Origin of the sequence: Paraburkholderia sp. NPDC080076, assembly GCF_050281145.1 — a bacterium.
Taxonomy (GTDB): Bacteria; Pseudomonadota; Gammaproteobacteria; order Burkholderiales; family Burkholderiaceae; genus Paraburkholderia.
In genome coordinates this window covers 37,125-54,272 of the sequence record NZ_JBNNWQ010000006.1, presented here as the reverse complement: position 1 = coordinate 54,272, position 17,148 = coordinate 37,125, and the positions used below count along the sequence as shown (strand labels likewise).

The window sequence follows — 17,148 nt, the reverse complement described above, 5'->3', positions numbered from 1 at the left end:
CTTTCCATGACGCGCCACACCGCGCGTGGGCGACCTAGGTGTTGCGAGGACGTGCCGTCGTGCCGCGCACGATCAGGTCGGTCGGAACGATATACTGCGAACTCACCGGTCGTCCTTCGATCCGTGCGAGCAGATACTCGGCGCTGCGCGCGCCGATTTCATCAGCGGCGAGCCGCATGGTCGTTAGCGGCGGCGACGTGAAGCTGGAAAATTCGATGTCGTTGATGCCCGCGATCGACAGGTCGCCCGGTACGTCGATACCCGACTCGCGCGCCTCGGCCAGCGCGCCGATCGCAAGCAGATCGGTGCCGCAAATGACGGCCGTCGGTCGCTCAGGGCCGTTCATCAACGCCTTCATCGCCATCTGCCCTTCAATGATCTTGTGCGGCATCTCGATCAGATGTTCGTGGCGCAACTGCAGCCCGCGCGACTGCAGCGCCGCGCGCACGCCGATGATGCGATCAGCCGCACGATCGCTGTGCTGCGTCATTTGCGTAATCATGCCGAAGCGCGTGTGCCCGAGATCGAGCAGATACTCGGCAAGCCGACGGCCGACCGCCACGTTGTCGAAGCCGACATACGGGTGGTCGTGATCGACTGTCCAGCCATTGACGAGCGGAATCTGTTCCTTCTTGATCAGTTCGTAGAGCGCAGGCGAGTGGCTGCGGCCCACGAGCATCAACCCGGCGATACCGTCCGCGATCAGGGCACGGACCTGCTTCAGTTCGTCTTCCTGGTCGTAGTACGAGCATCCGAGCAGCAATGTATAGCCGGCTTCTCCGATGCGCTTTTGCAGCGCGAACACGCCGATCGCGAAGTTCTGGTTTTCCAGCGATGGGATCACCGCGCCAATCGTTTTCGAGCGCTGCGATGCCAGCGCACGCGCCGCGGCGTGCGGTGTATAGCCGAGTTCCTGCGCGATGTCGCGCACGCGGTTCTGCAGTTCAGCCGCTACCTTTGCGTTGCCGTTCAACACGCGCGAAACGGTCGCAGTCGATACCCCTGCCGCGCGTGCAACATCGATCACGGAAATCGCATTCGATTTGCGGCGCGGCGCTCTTTTCTTTGCCTCGTTGGTCAACTTCCACCCTGCCCGATGTCGAGGCGCACCATCGCGCCTTCCCTGTGCGGCATACTATAACGCGGCACCTTGAGAAATGGCCACCGCTGGGCGCGGGCCTTCGCCTGCTCGCTCCGTTCAGCGTTCGCGTCAGGACTGTACGAGTCAGTCGAAGCTGCCGGAAAGAGCGCCTCGTGCCGATCCTTCACCCGCCCCGTGGCCGCGATCTGTACGGCGTACCATCGTGCGCTATTCTCCCGGCGCGTAGCCCAGCTGCCGTGCGTTTTGCCCCTGCGGTTGCGCGCATTGCTCTACACACTGGGGGCGATCACGAACTGCTAGTCGGGGTAATCGATGCAGCGCTTTGTCAGTCGCATCGTGTCGTGATGGCTGAGCAAAACGAAAGGATGGCGCAGCGCCGTCGGCGTACTGCCGGGACGAAACCAGTTGATCCGCATGCATGCGACCGATATGCCGTGCCTGTTCCGCGTCCATCCAGCCGAGCGCATTGGCGATTACCCGGTGGCATCGCTGCAATCCCATCGGGTGATTCGAACTCGCGGGCACCACGCGTTTGACGTCGGCGTGCGAAGACCGGGCTCAGCGGCACCCAAAGTGGCATTCGCCAAATACACAATTTAAGTAATCGTTTCTCTAGCGTTTGAGATTTCCTTCAAAATTTAATCAAAAGCACGTAGAGTCCGGGGGCTTTTCTCGGATAAACCCCCAATAAATTGGAGAGAAAGCGCTTACTCACTTTACCTATACTGTGGCCGCGACAACGCACCTTATCGCCCGGCAATGCGCGCGGCGGAGTCATGTGTACCGATAAGATCGCAGCATCACCTTCCTCATGAATCGGTGGGAATGGAAACGACCGAACTCGCCCCACGACCGTTCATCTGATCACCGACCCAGATTCGGCCACGGCCCGGCCCGTCACGTGGGCACGCTGCGTCAGCACCACAAAGCAGTTGAAGCGAGCCTCAGACATGGCATTCACCATCGTACCGATCCGCTGCGGCGATATCGTCGACCATGAGCGCTCGTGTTTTTTGTACCGCAAGAACTGCGGTTCCGCGCGCCTGCACGCGCCGTATATTGCGTGGTTGCTGCGCAGCGCTCGCCAAACGATCGTCGTCGATGCCGGGCCGGGTCCCCGCTCGCGCGCACCGCAGTGCTACACCGAGACGGATGCCGGAATCGACGACCTGCTGCAGTACGGTCTGGCGCGCGAAGGCGTCGACCCGGCTTCCGTCGAACTGGTCATTCTCACTCATCTGCATAACGACCACGTCGGCGGCGCGCGGTTGTTCACGAACGCACGCTTTCATGTCCAGGAAGCCGAGTTGAAAGAGGCAGTCTGGCCGGTGCCGTTCCAGCGTCCGATCTACGAAACCAACCAGCGCGGCCGCGCTCCACCGTGGGTGGACATTCTCGACCGGATGGACGTGGCGTTCGGTGACGCCGACGTGGTGCCGGGCATCCGCGTATTGCGCCTGCCGGGACATACGGCGGGCTCACAGGGTGTGTTGGTCGACACGCAGGCAGGACCGTATCTCATCGCGGGCGACCTGATTCCACTCTACGAGAACTGGCCGGAGGATGGCAGCGAGCCGATCCCGAACGGCAACCACACGGACCTGCGCGCTTACGACGAAAGCTTCCGCCGCATCGCGGCGCTTGGAGCAACAGTGCTGCCGGCGCATGAGCCAAAGGTTTTCGATTGCAAGGTGTATCCCCCGCCGCAGGTCCGGTAAGCGGTCGGTATTGCAACGGAAACAGGCGATGAGGCAGAGATGGTTTCGGCCGCAGGGCGACGATGATCAACTTCATATCGCATCAACCTGGGCTTCGCGATACCGGCCATCGCAGCGAGCTGGCGTCGACCTCCGCGGTACTCGACTTCGCCTCCGGCGCGCTGTTTCCCGGCTATGCATCGCGCAGCCGATCTGGGCTGGCTCACCGACCAGAGATACGGCAAGGCGCTCATCGCCATGACGCGGGTGCTGTGGAGCATCGCAGAACTATCGCGGACCATGGTCCATAACGCGTTGCAACGGGCGGCCGTACGTTTGGCGATTCGTCTATTCGAAGCAGCGTCTTCCCGATTTTCCTGCTGTTCGTGAAGAACGGGTTCGAGCCCTGTAGGCGGGCCACAAGTACCAGCGTCGTTCCGTTCCCAGATCCGCGCGCAATTGATTCGGCTTCCGCTGCGCAGGAGTGGCCAAGAGCACACTGATCCCATCGCACCGTCACAGCCAATATGCACCGAACGCATTCACCGCATCATTGATCGTTCAGGTGCCTGACTGCTTCAGACATTCCCTGCTCATCAAACGCAGGGCTGCGCGAGTCCGGCCCTTCAGCAAGCCTGGAGCACGTTAATGACGCGGCTCACGAGCAACGGACGAGTATTGCGTCCGTATTCGGCCATATGCGCGGAGGCCGCATGCGCCTTTAACGCTTCCGCGCTTTCCCAGCGTTCGATTACAGCAAAGGTATCAGTGCCGAGCGATGTCTGAATCGTCCCGAAGTCCGGTACGTCGACTACAGCCTCGTAGCTAATGCACCCCTCTTCCGCCAGCACCGCCGGACGGTTTTTGTTGAAAAGCGCCAGCACGGCTTCGCGTTGACCGGGCTGGGTAGTGATCGTTGCAATGACATGGATCATCCGGATTTCTTCCTTTCCTGTTTCGGCGCCGATCGCCGCGCGAAAATGATAGCCGCATTTGGACATGCTTGCTGACAGGGCCTCACCGTGCGGTTCTGGTCGGACAACTTCCGCAGCGAAGTGCCGGATTGCTGATAACCGTACAGAACGTTATGGGTTCCGCGCGCGTACACGCGCAGCTTTTCTAATTTCGCCGGCGACGTACGAACTGAACGTATTGGCAACGTCTGGCAGATTCAGAATGTTGGCTTCAGTGACATTAGCCGGTTTGAGCATTTGACGCTCAATAGCGCGCAGTCCCATCGTGCTCGACGCGACAAACTTGCGGACGAGGTCCTCCCGTGTCTTCTTGTCCGCTGTGTCGAAGAATTCGCGCGCCAGACGAATCTCCTCCTGTCGACGTTTATCGGCGGCCGCGTTGGCTGCCGCCAGGCTGGCCTCGACTTCCTTTTGCCTGTCAGACCTCGTCCCCTGTTCCCCCGTCGCGGCCTCAACAAGCTGGGCCTGAATCAACTCGACCTGCCTGTCGGCGTCGGATACCCGGTAGTTGTCCGAAAGAGCCCTCATGAGGTAGGCGGATGCTCTTTTCACCTTGATACCCTGCCTGATTGTCCAGCGGGTGTAGTCGATGGCTTGTTGAATGCGCTCGTCCGTCCAGACGAACCTGTTCTCAGCGATTTTTTCAAACTGTTTTTCAGACAGTCCGAATTCATCTTGAAGCATTTTGAAAAGTACGACTGAGTTCAGCATGGCCGCTTTGGATGCCAATGCCCCTTCCTTGCGTTTGAGCCGGAAACGTATCTGGTCTTTCTTTCGCGAGCCGGGAGTTCCGGCACGGGTCTCATACGACAACTCGATGTCGGACAGTTCGTTGATTTGGTTGACGGCTGGCTCGAGATAATCGCGCTTGAAGTACTTGAACTCAGCGTTGTTTGCCCATGACTTGCCAGGCAAGTTTCGAACAAGGTCGAGTGACAGCCAGTCTGTTAGCCCGCTGGGTACGGATGGCAAGACATGGTCGTAAATGCCTCGAGCGTAGATAAGCGTAAATCTCGAGGTGACTAGCAGGCTGGTCCAGTACGAGTTCTCAGGGTCCTTGATGAGGCGTTGCAGTTCGATAGGCACGCGGAAGCGAATCCGGCCATTTCTGACACTGACGCGGCCGATCAACTCAAGCCAGTCCCCGTCTTCATTCTGGACGGCCAAGTCCTCATCCGCATCGTCATCGCCGGCACTGCCCTCTTCGCCGGGTTCGAGAGGTTCCTCCAGCATGCGTCCTTTCGAATCTACGGACACTACCGGTGCACTCATCACTTCGAGCATCGAAGATTTGACGCTGCGAATGACGCTGGAAAAATGTTTCTTATTCCTGCTGTCATAGCGCATCAGCCATTTAAAAAAGCTGAGCGTCACGTCATAGGTTTCCTGAATTTCAGGGTCCTGCGCGACGATGAAGTAAGCGGCATCCACAAAGCGTCTGGCGGACAGTCCTAATCCGATAATCCGCGCGAAGACCCGGTTCTTTTGATACCCGATATCCTTATCCGGACTAGTCTCATCGATGGACCTTTGCGCCGGCGCCATCTCGACGAATAGGTCCAGTGCAAATTGAAGAGGAGTGACTCGCCGGTCGACGCTGCTGGACATGCCTGTTCCCTGGAAATTTCAGCAGACTCTAGGCATACAAAGGTGAGATGTCAATAAGAAAGTCTCACCTTTGGCACTGAGACGAACAGTATGCACATCATCTCTCACCTTCGACACACTATCTCTCACCACTAGTGAAAAAGTCGGAGCCGCAGCCCATGATGGTAGAGGGTTTCAGCCGGTTATCCACAGGTGACGCAGGAAAATCTCTCACCTTCGGTAAAACGCGCTTTTGTCTCTCACCTCGGCACACTATAAATCTCCCCTTCTGCACCCAGATGTCTCACCTGAGGTGCACATTTTCTCTCACCTTCGGCACATTGAGTCTCACCTGTCCGGCACTAACTGTTTGATAACAAAGGAATGGTATTTCCCCTGTAGGTTTGTTAGTTCGTTTTTTTTTAAAACAACGAACAAACCGCTCGGCAACGTGGCTAGCTCAACGGCCGGCGATAGACATCAGAGTCGAGCGTAAAGGTCAGATATGCCGTGAGACCTAAAGGGCTGTCAACTCTCCGCGCTCAAATGAGTGAGACAACAAGTCTCCCGCCGCGTTTAGGAGTGTATGGCGAGAACGATGGTGCTTTTCGAATGAGAGAAGCAGTGCCGCCTCACATGCAATAGGAACGTCGTCTCGGTGATGTTCTTCGCGCCTGCTTCAAAGGTGAGAGATTGTGTGCAGCATTTTCTGCTGGCCAATACACGCGAGGTCTTTCGTCCACGCCGTCGGTCACATTCACTTACGCCGCGACTATCGTCCTACGTACAAGCTTCAGCGGCGAATGTCGATAGTCGTAGGGTGAGGGATTTTGTGCATGCGGATGCGCGTCCGATACTGGCATTTGTCTCGATGCACACAATCTCTCACCTTTGCCCTCTGCTTCAGTCAAACGAAATAAAAATGTAATGTAATCGTCCAATGTATGTGCTCTCATCGCTACCGGATGTCTTGAGCTCCAGCCTCTCAGCCCGTTTCCTCGGCTCGGTCAGGCGGGTTAGTGGACAAAAACTCTCACCTTTTGTCCATAACTGCATCGCCCGGCTGCGTCACCTGCTTTAAAGGTGAGAGATTTTGTGCGGGTGATTTCGTTCACGTTGGCTGCCACAGATATCGTTGAAGGCATAAAAAACAGTGGCTTACGAACGATATTTGAGAAACTGGACGACAACATAACGCCGTTTTTGCGTTTTTCCTGTATTCTCCGTTTAGCTTCAATTTCCAGGGAAAACTCCGAAATGGCCAATGTCAGCCAACCGATGCCGATAGACCGAACCGTGACGCTTGAGGAAATCTCAGATTTCGCGGACGTCGTCACCGATTATGCAACTGAACTACGGGACCAAATTCTCGCGCCGCGCCCGCGCAAGGAAGCGCCGGTGTTTACGACTGGAGAAGTCGCAGAGCTATGCGGCCTGACGCGTCAGCAGGTGCAATACCTCGCAACCAAGGGGGATGGCGTGTTGCCGGAAGGGCAGTCCACCGGGACAGGACGAAGCCGAAGTCGGCTATTTACACTAGCTGAAGCCCGAAATTGGGTACAGCAGGTGTCGGACATCTACCAGACGCCCTTGGTAGCTGGACCGAGCGATTTCGAAGGCAAAGTACTCATCACGTCGCAGTTGAAGGGGGGCTCGGCTAAAACCACAACGTCGATGTGCCTTGCCCAAGGGTTGAGCCTGCGCGGGCGAAAGGTTCTCGTTGTCGACCTTGACCCCCAGGCTTCGCTTTCCGAGCTATGTGGGCTGTATGCCGAAAAAGAGGTATCTCCGGACGATACAGTGCTTCCTTTTGTCTATGACCAAAAGGTCGAAGGAGGTCTGCTCTCCCGGGTGCAGCCAACGTACTGGGATGGGTTGGATATCATTCCGGCGCATACAGAACTGGTCGGGGCTGAGTATCACCTTCCCGCGATGCAGATGAAGCTTGCAGGATTCAAATTCTGGCAGGTGCTCCGGGATGGACTAGCGCCATTGCGCAAGCACTACGACTACATCATTCTGGATACATCGCCCTCTCTGTCGTATCTCAACCTGAATGCATTGATGGCAGCGGACGCCATGGTAATGCCGATGGTCCCGGAGAATCTCGACTTCTTCAGCTCGCTTTCCTTCTGGCGACTTTTCTCGGACGTCGCCAAGTCGTTCATCAAATACGAAGCTAACAAAAAGTACGATTTCGTTTCTGTGCTGCTAACCCGCGTGAATTACAACAGCACTTCCGCGGCACCGGTTGTCCGCACGTGGGCACAAGGCGCGTATCGTCACTGGCTGGACCCGTTTGAGGTTCCTGCCAGTTCCGTAATGAGCTCAGGTGCTCTCGCATTTACGACCGTTTTTGACATCAGCAGCTCGCATAGCCAGGCGAAATCCTTAGCGCGCGTCAAGCAGCCGTTAATTGACTATTGCCGATGGGTCGATGACATGTTCGTCAAGCAATGGAGGCCAGCACAATGAGCGCCAACAATATCCGTGATCAGATGTTGGCCAAGACCGCAAATCTTCGGTCGACAGCGGAACGAACCCCCGATGCCAGCCGTCGCGCCAGTCGGACAGAGACGGCACCGGGGATGGCCGGAGCATTGGCGGCCGCGCAGTTGAGGGTACAGGAGCTTGAGTCGTCCGGGACGACGTCGCAGTTGCCAGTGACAGAAATTATTCCCAATCCTTGGCAGCCGCGGCGCGTATTCAATGAAGCAAAGCTGTCCGAGCTGGCAGAGTCGATTCGCGAAGTCGGGCTCATGCAGCCCATCGTGGTTCGTCGGGTTGAATCGGCCTACCAGATTGTGGCAGGGGAGCGACGCTGGCGAGCACACAAGATACTCGGGGCGGAGTACATCAAGACGGTGGTCATCGAGTGCTCCGACCAGGACATGATTGTGTTGGCGCTGGTCGAGAATATGGATCGGGACGACCTCACCGATTATGAAGTGGCCATCTCGCTTCGTCGGTCTGAGAGCGAGTTTCCTAGCCGCAAAAGGCTGGCAGAGGCAGTGGGCCTCTCACGCACCGGGCTATATCAATTTCTTGCCTTCGAAAATCTGCCGGACTTCATGAAGAAGGACCTCGATTTGCAGCCTGCCCTACTCGGCTGTAACGCTGCAGAGGAAATTGTCTCGGCCCTTAAGAAGCACGGCGGCGAAGCTGAGTTGGCTGCACGCGAACTCTGGCCAGATGTGGTCAAGGGAGATCTGGCCCAAGGCAAACTTGCGCCGGCGATTATCGCGATGGTGACCCGGCGTGCGTCGGGGACGACGGCTCGGGAGAGGCTTATCGAGAAATTCTTCGCCGGAAAAGACCAGGCGGGAAGCATTACCAAGGACGTCAATAGCTTTACCGTGAAAATCAAGGCTGCGGCTTTGACCGAGGCACAAGAGGCGCGAATTCGGCAGCTTATCAGTGAGCTGTACAAGGGCGAGCCGCGGTGACCTAGCATTTCTTGCGACAAAGGAGCCCGCGTCGAGCGGGCTTTTTTTTGTGCCGACGCGGGCGTCAGTAATACTGACACCGGACTCTGTCGCCGACAGGGCGGAGGTCGATGGCAGGCCGTCTCTGCGATTCGCGTTTCGCTCGGGCGAGGCGCGACATTGGGCGCACATGTGTCAGCGATACTTGTACCGACAGATTCTGAACCGCATACGGTGGACGACGCGTCCCGACGTGGACGTTTGGCCGGCCCGGCCCTGTGGGAGCAGTGTCGGTGTTACTGACACTCTGAGTTTTGAACAAGAAGGACTGTAAGCAGAAAACCTTAGCTCTTTTGAGGTCGTCTTCCACGCACGAGTCAGCAGCGAGCTTGTGCATTCCACAGAGGACAGAGCCTTGCGCGCAGCGACGCCCAGAAAATGAACTGGATCGCGGTCATCACGTGGGTCTCAACGTATGCCAAACGCTCCTTGATGTGCTTTCGAGTGTGGCGTCTGCTGTAGTTGCGGACCGCCCTCACGTCGGCGTTGCCTAGGGTCACGGTATTTCCTCTTGCGAATGTGAGGGACCGGCTTGGTTGGCGTGACCGCGTGGCCGAGGTTTATATGCACTGGAATCTGCGCAACCGCTACATGAGGAGCCACGAGTGTACTGACAGGTTGCGACAGCGACTCTTCGACGCGCCCTGTTCGGAGTGTCGGTATTACTGACACTCGCCGTTGACTGTCGATTTGCTTCGATCTGTCCGACTTTCTTCGTGTAGAGGTGCCAGCATCGCTGACACGCGTTCAATCCTCACCTTTCGGCCCATAGGCGAGCAAATATATGACGACAGCGCAACGACTCGACTGTCCATTTGCTCGCCGCTGATAGCTAGGCGGAAAGTGCCTCCAGTGGCGGTGCCTTCCTCTACCTCACTCAGGCGCGGTCGTGTTAGACCTATCCCGTTGCCCCAAAGGTTGCGGGCCTGCTCTACCGATATGTAGATCGTCGCATTCTGGAGGAATGCGTAACGCAGCCCACGCTGCAGCACATCTACGCGCAGGTGGTCCGCGCGAGCAGGTTGACGAACGTGTGGTGCAGCGCGTGCGGCGCCGCTTCAAGCGAAGGGCGTGGTTCCCGCACGTCCAGCGCGAGAATTTCGTTCTCCGCGAGGCGCAGCGGTGTCCGCGTCACGGGCTAGTCTAATCCGTGGCGCAAGATCCACTACCAGTCCACAGAATGAGCAGATGCTTTGGCTGGGGTCTGCGTGGTTGGGATCACCCCGCGAGAGAGACGAAACTTCTCGCTTTTTCGCATCCTCAGAATCAGTCTCGCGATAGGCGGTGAGTGTGCAGGACTTCGATCACCAGATGCGAACGGACCCCGTCCGTCACTTTCGGTTCTACAGAATCGAGACCTTCCGAGGATGTCTGAGTCTTCGTGCTACTCGGGCCCGGGCTAGGGGCGGGACGCGGACGAGGTGGAAAGTATCATCCCGCTGCACGCTGGTGAAACCGATCAGAAGGACAGTTGCGCGCGCGAGGCGATACTGTGCGCCAAATACCGCGGGGGCCATTCACTTCGAGCGACACGGTACGCCGTGAGTGGATGAACTTCGCGCATTTAGGGGAAAGGATGCCGCCGCCGCGCGTGAATGACTTCTAATGCCTGTTCGGCAGCCCTCGTCGACGGAATGGCCGGTTTTCGTTTCTGTCACCGACTCCGCGATGTCCCGACATGGGTTGCCGCAAAGGTAGCGTACGCTAATCGCCACGCGCACATTCCCGCAGTACAAACACGTTGTACCACTGCAAATCGACGTCCGGCAAACCGGCGCAGCGCACAGCTATCCTGAGTGCCTTCGTGCCGCTTCACCCTGGATACGACTGCGTGAGAAATCCCTCCGCGCTTGCACAATGTCCATCGAGCCGCCGAGATCTCAGTCTGCCAACCTCCAGACGCTGGCAAGGCGAATCATTCAAGCCCCTTCTGGCCTCGGGGGTGTTCGGGACGTCGCGGAACAGGGCAGGCGTATCAGGATCGCTTCGACGTTGTTGTAAGGGAGAGACCAGGGATGAGTTAAAAGCCGGGCGCGCGATTCCGGGCCCGGCTGCCGTCGCTTGACTCAGCGATCCGCCCAACCGGCGTCATCACGATTTGCGCCCGGAGTGAACGACCGAGGTTCGTGCACTGCTCCTCGGACGCGAATTGCCGTTCCGGCGTCGCTGCGTCAGCATTCGGCCGCACAGTTCGATGCAGGTCTGCAGTACGGTTAGAGTCTTTGCTTGCTGGTGATGCACTGGCCGATAGCCAACTTCCCCAAGCCATGCTGAAGTCGAGTCTTCCTCTTCAGAACGCAGTCCTTCTAGTAGTGCCCTTCACCCAAAAAGAACGGTCGTCGACGTCGGCCAGCGACTGAACCTCTACACGCCCACACGGTTCTCGGACAGGTAGCGGTTACTCAGACATAGTGCTTGCGTGGATGGTCGCGCATCTCAGCGAGCGATGCTTCCAGCCGCGTCGTCCTCTCGATGCGGTTCATCATGGCGCGTCGTCTGATTGGACGTGGTCCAGCGATCCGGCGTTGGAGCAGTGTCGATACGGAGACAATGAGCGGTCAAGTTCACCGGCGCGCGGCGCCGCCCGGTTGCGACCTTATTGTGCTGGACCCATCAATAGGGCCCAGGTGAGCATTCGGACCCCTGCCAGCTGGTAGTAAAACCAACGCACAACACCGCAAAGAGAGACCGCCGGGTGTCTCCCTCGAACGAGACAGCTACATCAAAAAATGGCGAAGCAGGCGGGTGCCGGCATCAATTTGCCGCGGTGGCCATGACGGCTCATGTTCATCAATACGCTAGATACATTCCATGAGTTGCGGCAGCCGCTTCATCCGGGATTCTTCCGGCACGCCGTACGACTACCAAGTCGCAAATTAGAGGAAGCCACTCTAGTTAGGCTCGATTTTTTTGACTGAAACCGCGGACTCGTCCGGCCGGTTGTGCAAACGTTGCGGTTCGCAGTGGAGGGCTCCCGGCCTCCCGCGATGTCGGATTACCTTTGAAAACATCGCGACTGCGACGTGCCGGCGCGTGCTGTCGTCGCGCCGCTATTCACGGTGGATGCTTATCACAGTCGTGTGCCCTCAGACGGAACCGCTAGACAGCTGAGCGCCGGCAAGAAATGATATGCCTTCATATGTATTATCTATCGAAATGGTAAATCAATAGTCTATGATTCCTGCGATCACATCGCGTGTCCTCGCCTGATCGGAAGTCCCGAATGCGCGTCCCGAGCAAGAACACGCTATACGCGTCTCAGTTCGACGCACAGGCGAAGCCCTGACATTGCTTTCACGACACGTGCAAAAACTGTTGCGCCCCGAGTGAATACTGTCCACTGATCCGCTGCAAAACCTTCGAAAGTTTCGACCCTCGATCTATGCCAAAGTTGGCCGGACGCCGAAGTCACAGCCCCGTGAGCCCATCCTTAGCGACGCCGACATTGAGAGCGACACCATAGATCAGCAGTAAGTCGTTCGATTTAGTCGTCACCGTAGAGCGCGTGATAGTGCGTGCATCGGTCACGTACAAGGTGCCGACGCCGCGCATGCAGGAGCCGTTTTCGTGCTGTTGCGGGGAGGACGCCAGCAGCGCGGAGCTTTACGAGCACCTCCACGACCCGCCCGAATGCTTAGCTACGGTTGGAGCTCGCAGGGGCGGTATTCACGAAGCGGACCCAAGACATCGACTAAACAGCTTCTCGTGAAACAATTAAACGATCAATGCGGAAGCAAAAAAACGATGTACAAACAATAACTTGGAGGACTTTCGAGGCGCGGCTGTCCTTATGTTTCACGACGAGGCGCATTCTAAGGCTGCGAAATCGACAAGCGCCAACAAAAATTACCGGCCGATACCTTCGCAAACCGACATGTATCAAATATTACGTATTCTGTAGTTCTAGTCTCGTACGCCAACGCTACCGATGGCTACCGAGTCGCGAAGAGGATCACGCGCTGTTTGTCATTGCGCGAACGCGCGGCGATCGGGTAGGGTGACGGTTTCCACAAAGAAAACAACGGATCGACAATGAACAAACAGGAACTGGTGGATGCGGTCGCTGCGGCGACTGGCGCGAGCAAGGCGGCAACAGGCGAAGCGATCGATGCGTTCATCGGCGCAATCACGAGCGCCGTCAGGAAGGGCGACACGGTTCAACTCATCGGCTTCGGGTCGTTTTCGACGGGAGCCCGCGCCGCACGCGTGGGCCGCAATCCGGCGACCGGCGCCGAAATCCAGATCCCCGCAGCGAAGACGGTTAAGTTTACGGCCGGCAAGGCGTTCAAGGATGCAGTGAACGGATCCTGACAGCGTGCGACAGCCGCCGGTCGGTGATATGCCGGCGGCTGTCCGTTGCGAACACGTCGCAGGTGGCCGACATGTTCCGCGGACCACGCGGGTTCGCGTCGGCGTCACCACCACTCCTGGCGAACCTACCTGTTTTTGGCGCGGCTTATCAGCACGACGCCGAACTCGAATACGGAAGCGTTCGCACTCCGGCATGCCTCGCGTCCACACGCCTGGGTATCCTCACTAAAAGGAACATATTGTCAACGCGGCTATTTACACCCCGGCCGCAAGTTGCCAAGCACATGCGTACGCGGGATGCCACCAGCCGCCCGCGACGCATGCTGAATCGACCACGGTTTCGACTGCGCTATGCTGCGCCTACCACTTCGCACCAAGTCGGAACTTGTGCAGCAATGGCTCCGTATACCCGCTAGGCTGCGACCGCCCTTCAAAAACCAGCGCCTTCGCCGCCTTGAACGCGAGTGATGTGTCCAGATGACCGGCCATTGGCTGGTACTGCGGGTCGTTGGCGTTCTGCGCATCCACCACCTTCGCCATGCGCTTGAACGTTTCGTTCACCAGCGCTTCCGACACCACCCCGTGATGCAGCCAGTTCGCAATGTGCTGGCTCGAAATGCGCAGCGTCGCGCGGTCTTCCATCAGGCCGATATCGTGTATATCCGGCACCTTCGAACAGCCGACGCCCTGATCGATCCAGCGCACCACGTAACCCAGAATCCCTTGCGCGTTGTTCTCGATTTCCTTGCGGATTTCCTCATCTGACCACTGCGCCTCTTCGACGACAGGAATCGTCAGCAAGCCATCGAGCAACTCATCGCGTACGCTGTCGTAGGTGGTCTTTTCCAACTCTTGCTGCACGGCCTGAACGTCAACTTGATGGTAGTGCAGCGCGTGCAGCGTCGCGGCAGTCGGCGACGGCACCCAAGCCGTGTTTGCGCCCGCTTTCGGATGCGCGATTTTCTGTTCGAGCATCGCATGCATCAGGTCGGGCATCGCCCACATGCCTTTGCCGATCTGCGCGCGTCCGCGCAATCCCGAGCTCAAGCCGGCCAGCACGTTATTGCGCTCGTAAGCGGCGATCCATGCCGACGATTTCATATCCCCCTTGCGCATCATCGGACCGGCTTCCATCGCGCTGTGCATCTCGTCGCCGGTGCGATCCAGGAAGCCCGTATTGATGAACGCCACGCGCGCCGATGCCGCCGCAATGCACGCCTGCAGGTTGACGCTCGTGCGGCGCTCCTCGTCCATGATGCCCATCTTGATGGTATGGCGCGGCAGCCCGAGCAGATCTTCGACACGGTCGAACAGTTCATTGGAAAACGCGACTTCGGCCGGGCCGTGCATCTTCGGCTTGACGATGTAAATCGATCCGGTCCGCGAATTGAGCTTGTTTTGCAGGTCGTGCATCGCGCCCAGCGACGTCATTACGGCATCCAGAATGCCTTCGGGTATCTCGCGACCGTCGCGATCGACGATCGCCGGATTCGTCATCAAATGCCCGACATTGCGGATAAACAGCAACGAGCGGCCATGCAGTTTCACGGTCGAGCCATCGGGCGTGGTGTATGTGCGGTCGGCGTTCAGGCGACGCGTGAAGGTCTTGCCGTTCTTCGTGACTTGCTCGGTCAGCTCGCCTTTCGCGAGGCCGGTCCAGTTGCGGTAAAGCTGGACCTTTTCGGCGGCATCGACAGCGGCAACTGAGTCTTCGCAATCGATAATCGTCGAGACGGCCGCTTCCATCAGCACGTCCTTCACGCGCGCAGCGTCGGTCTTGCCGATGGAGTCCGTTGCATCGATCTGGATCTCGAAGTGCAGGCCGTGATGTTTGAGCAGGACGGCGGAAGGGGAGCCTGCATCGCCCTGATAGCCGATGAACTGCGCGGGGACCTTCAACGCCGACGAGCCGTTCTTGAGCGTGACAGCGAGCTTGCCACATTCCACGCGGTACGCGATGGCGTCGACGTGCGAGCCGTTGACGAGCGGCGCGGCTTCATCGAGGAATGCGCGGGCGCGCGCGATCACGCGTGCACCGCGCACCGGATTGAAGTAGGCGGTGCGCTCGGCACCGTCGGTTTCGGGGATCGCGTCGGTGCCGTAGAGTGCATCGTAGAGGCTGCCCCAGCGCGCATTCGCGGCGTTGAGTGCGTAGCGCTGGTTCGACAGTGGCACGACGAGTTGCGGGCCGGCTTGCCCGGCGATTTCGGTGTCGACATTCTGGGTCGTCGCCTTAACGGCTGCGCTCGCCGATACGATATAGCCGATGCCTTCGAGAAATGCGCGGTATGCCTTCAGATCGCGCACGGGCCCCGGATGCGCGCGGTGCCACTGGTCCAATTCCGTCTGCAGGCGACCGCGTTCTGCGAGCAGCGCGCGGTTCTTGGGGGCGAGGTCGTGGACGAGGGCAGCGAAGCCTTTCCAGAAGGCTTCGCTGTCGATGCCAGTCCCACTCAACGCCTCATCGTCGACAAATTTGCTGAGAACAGCCGCGACACGCAGCCCGTTTCTGTCGATCATTTCACCCATCATTTGCTCCAACAGTTTCAAATATCAATCAATCAGCCATTGAGGCTGTTTGCCGCGGTTCTGGCCACTTGCGAATCCTGATCCGGTTTGACACCGGACACGCCGACTGCACCCACAACGCGTCCGTCGACCACGACCGGGACGCCGCCCTCGAGCGTGCCGGCCAGCGGCGCGCTCAGGAACGCGGTGCGGCCGCCGTTGATCATGTCTTCGTACTGCTTCGATTCGCGTCGACCGAGCGCGGAGGTACGCGCCTTTTCGGTTGCGATGTAAGCGCCTATCGGCGCACAGCCGTCGAGGCGGAGCAGGGCCAGCAGATGACCCCCGTCATCCACGACCGCGATGGTGACTGCCCACTGGTTTTTCTCTGCTTCCACGCGCGCGGCTTCCAGGATTCGCGTAGCTTCTACAACGGTCAATACGGGTTTGCTTTGCATGTCAGGGCTATCAAGTCAGTGTTTCGAAGTGAAGTGTCGCCACCGGCGCATGCCGGAGGCCGTGATACGTTTCGTGGCGAACAGGGCTATCCACCTAGCGCGCCCTGCGTGTTGACGTGCACCGCATAAATGGACTGCGACGACGCCATGAACAGCCGGTTACGCGCGCGTCCACCAAAGCACAAATTCGCGCAGCGCTCGGGCAGGGCGATCCGGCCAATCATCTTTCCCTTTGGCGAAATAACCATGACGCCATCGAGTTCGTCATTGCCCATGCCCCAGCCGCACCACAGATTGCCGTCGATGTCCGCGCGCATGCCGTCGATCGTGCCGGCGCCCGCGTCGTAGAACATTCGGCCTTCACCGATTCCGCGGCCATCCGCGTCCACTTCGTAGACGTGGATCATCCGGTTGGGCACACCGCGCGATTCGATGATGTAGAGCAGTTTCTCGTCGGGTGAAAAGCACAGGCCGTTCGGTCCTTTCAAGTCGCGAGTGACTACGGACGCTTCGCCCGTCGCGCCATCAATTCGATATACGGAGTGGGGGAGTTCCTGCTCCGCCTTGATTCCTTCGTAGTGTCCGGAGATGCCCATCGGCGGATCCGTGAACCAGATAGAACCGTCCGACTTCACGACCAGGTCGTTGGGGGAATTAAGCGGCTTGCCTTCAAAGGAATCGAGAAGGACGGTGATGCTGCCGTCGTACTCAGTGCGTGTGACGCGGCGGCCGTGCTCGCACGTAACGAGCCGCCCCTGTCTGTCGCGGGTGTTGCCATTCGCGTAGTTGGAAGGTTTCCGGAACACGCTGACTACGCCCGTTTCCTCCTCCCATTTCAGCATCTGGTTGTTCGGAATGTCGCTCCAGAGCAGGTAACGTCCATCGCCGAACCATACCGGGCCTTCGGTCCACCGGTAACCGGTAGCCAGCCGTTCGACGGCCGAAAAGGCCACGCGGTATTTATCGAAGGAAGGGTCTAGCGAAATCACCCGCGGGTCGGGGTATCGCTCAGCTTGTTGCCACATC

General features: G+C 58.4%; 11 protein-coding genes. 4 read left to right on the top strand and 7 right to left on the bottom strand.

The annotated features are described in order from the left end of the window. Positions 1–34: 34 nt before the first annotated feature. Positions 35–1,027, bottom strand: coding sequence for a LacI family DNA-binding transcriptional regulator (locus ACQKRQ_RS24100; RefSeq protein WP_408179736.1), 993 nt, complete (start codon positions 1,025–1,027; stop codon positions 35–37). Between the two features lie 1,025 nt (positions 1,028–2,052). Here ACQKRQ_RS24100 and ACQKRQ_RS24095 point away from each other — a divergent pair. Next, on the top strand, positions 2,053–2,820 hold the full coding sequence (locus tag ACQKRQ_RS24095) for an N-acyl homoserine lactonase family protein (RefSeq protein ID WP_427479865.1): 768 nt from the start codon (positions 2,053–2,055) through the stop codon (positions 2,818–2,820). A gap of 605 nt (positions 2,821–3,425) precedes the next feature. Here ACQKRQ_RS24095 and ACQKRQ_RS24090 read toward each other — a convergent pair. Together ACQKRQ_RS24090 and ACQKRQ_RS24085 are read right to left on the bottom strand one after the other, a co-directional pair. After that, positions 3,426–3,800 (bottom strand): putative quinol monooxygenase, encoded by a 375-nt coding sequence (locus ACQKRQ_RS24090; protein WP_427479863.1) that lies wholly within the window; start codon positions 3,798–3,800, stop codon positions 3,426–3,428. Positions 3,801–3,884: 84 nt separating this feature from the next. Further along, positions 3,885–5,381: a replication initiation protein gene (locus ACQKRQ_RS24085; protein ID WP_408179737.1), complete on the bottom strand. Its 1,497-nt coding sequence runs from the start codon at positions 5,379–5,381 to the stop codon at positions 3,885–3,887. Between the two features lie 1,236 nt (positions 5,382–6,617). Between ACQKRQ_RS24085 and ACQKRQ_RS24080 the strand changes: the two genes are divergently transcribed. Beyond that, complete coding sequence (locus tag ACQKRQ_RS24080) at positions 6,618–7,835, top strand: ParA family protein (RefSeq protein ID WP_408224030.1); 1,218 nt, start codon at positions 6,618–6,620, stop codon at positions 7,833–7,835. Next, positions 7,832–8,806, top strand: coding sequence for a ParB/RepB/Spo0J family partition protein (locus ACQKRQ_RS24075; RefSeq protein ID WP_408317773.1), 975 nt, complete (start codon positions 7,832–7,834; stop codon positions 8,804–8,806). Before ACQKRQ_RS24080 ends, ACQKRQ_RS24075 begins: the two co-directional genes overlap by 4 nt. A 1,033-nt stretch (positions 8,807–9,839) precedes the next feature. Here ACQKRQ_RS24075 and ACQKRQ_RS24070 read toward each other — a convergent pair. Then, a complete protein-coding gene (locus ACQKRQ_RS24070; protein ID WP_165923958.1) occupies positions 9,840–9,980 on the bottom strand; it encodes a hypothetical protein in 141 nt (46 codons plus the stop codon). 2,897 nt (positions 9,981–12,877) lie between these two features. On the opposite strand from ACQKRQ_RS24070, the gene ACQKRQ_RS24065 reads away from it, so the two are divergent. Beyond that, complete coding sequence (locus tag ACQKRQ_RS24065; RefSeq protein ID WP_408179739.1) at positions 12,878–13,156, top strand: HU family DNA-binding protein; 279 nt, start codon at positions 12,878–12,880, stop codon at positions 13,154–13,156. Between the two features lie 360 nt (positions 13,157–13,516). Here the strand turns inward: ACQKRQ_RS24065 and ACQKRQ_RS24060 are convergent, their stop codons facing one another. The 3 genes from ACQKRQ_RS24060 to ACQKRQ_RS24050 all read right to left on the bottom strand — a co-directional run bounded on the left by ACQKRQ_RS24060 (position 13,517) and on the right by ACQKRQ_RS24050 (position 17,147). Then, positions 13,517–15,676: a malate synthase G gene (locus ACQKRQ_RS24060; protein WP_427479860.1), complete on the bottom strand. Its 2,160-nt coding sequence runs from the start codon at positions 15,674–15,676 to the stop codon at positions 13,517–13,519. A gap of 41 nt (positions 15,677–15,717) precedes the next feature. Then, positions 15,718–16,122 (bottom strand): heme-binding protein, encoded by a 405-nt coding sequence (locus ACQKRQ_RS24055; protein ID WP_427479858.1) that lies wholly within the window; start codon positions 16,120–16,122, stop codon positions 15,718–15,720. Positions 16,123–16,208: 86 nt separating this feature from the next. Then, on the bottom strand, positions 16,209–17,147 hold the full coding sequence (locus ACQKRQ_RS24050; RefSeq protein ID WP_427479856.1) for an SMP-30/gluconolactonase/LRE family protein: 939 nt from the start codon (positions 17,145–17,147) through the stop codon (positions 16,209–16,211). Between the last annotated feature and the right edge of the window lies 1 nt (position 17,148).

Coding starts and splice junctions, on each gene's coding strand:
- ACQKRQ_RS24090 (WP_427479863.1), bottom strand. CDS start 3,800: ATGTCCAAATGCGGCTATCATTTTCGCGCGGCGATCGGCGCCGAAACA.
- ACQKRQ_RS24055 (WP_427479858.1), bottom strand. CDS start 16,122: ATGCAAAGCAAACCCGTATTGACCGTTGTAGAAGCTACGCGAATCCTG.
- ACQKRQ_RS24085 (WP_408179737.1), bottom strand. CDS start 5,381: ATGTCCAGCAGCGTCGACCGGCGAGTCACTCCTCTTCAATTTGCACTG.
- ACQKRQ_RS24060 (WP_427479860.1), bottom strand. CDS start 15,676: ATGATCGACAGAAACGGGCTGCGTGTCGCGGCTGTTCTCAGCAAATTT.
- ACQKRQ_RS24080 (WP_408224030.1), top strand. CDS start 6,618: ATGGCCAATGTCAGCCAACCGATGCCGATAGACCGAACCGTGACGCTT.
- ACQKRQ_RS24050 (WP_427479856.1), bottom strand. CDS start 17,147: ATGTGGCAACAAGCTGAGCGATACCCCGACCCGCGGGTGATTTCGCTA.
- ACQKRQ_RS24075 (WP_408317773.1), top strand. CDS start 7,832: ATGAGCGCCAACAATATCCGTGATCAGATGTTGGCCAAGACCGCAAAT.
- ACQKRQ_RS24095 (WP_427479865.1), top strand. CDS start 2,053: ATGGCATTCACCATCGTACCGATCCGCTGCGGCGATATCGTCGACCAT.
- ACQKRQ_RS24065 (WP_408179739.1), top strand. CDS start 12,878: ATGAACAAACAGGAACTGGTGGATGCGGTCGCTGCGGCGACTGGCGCG.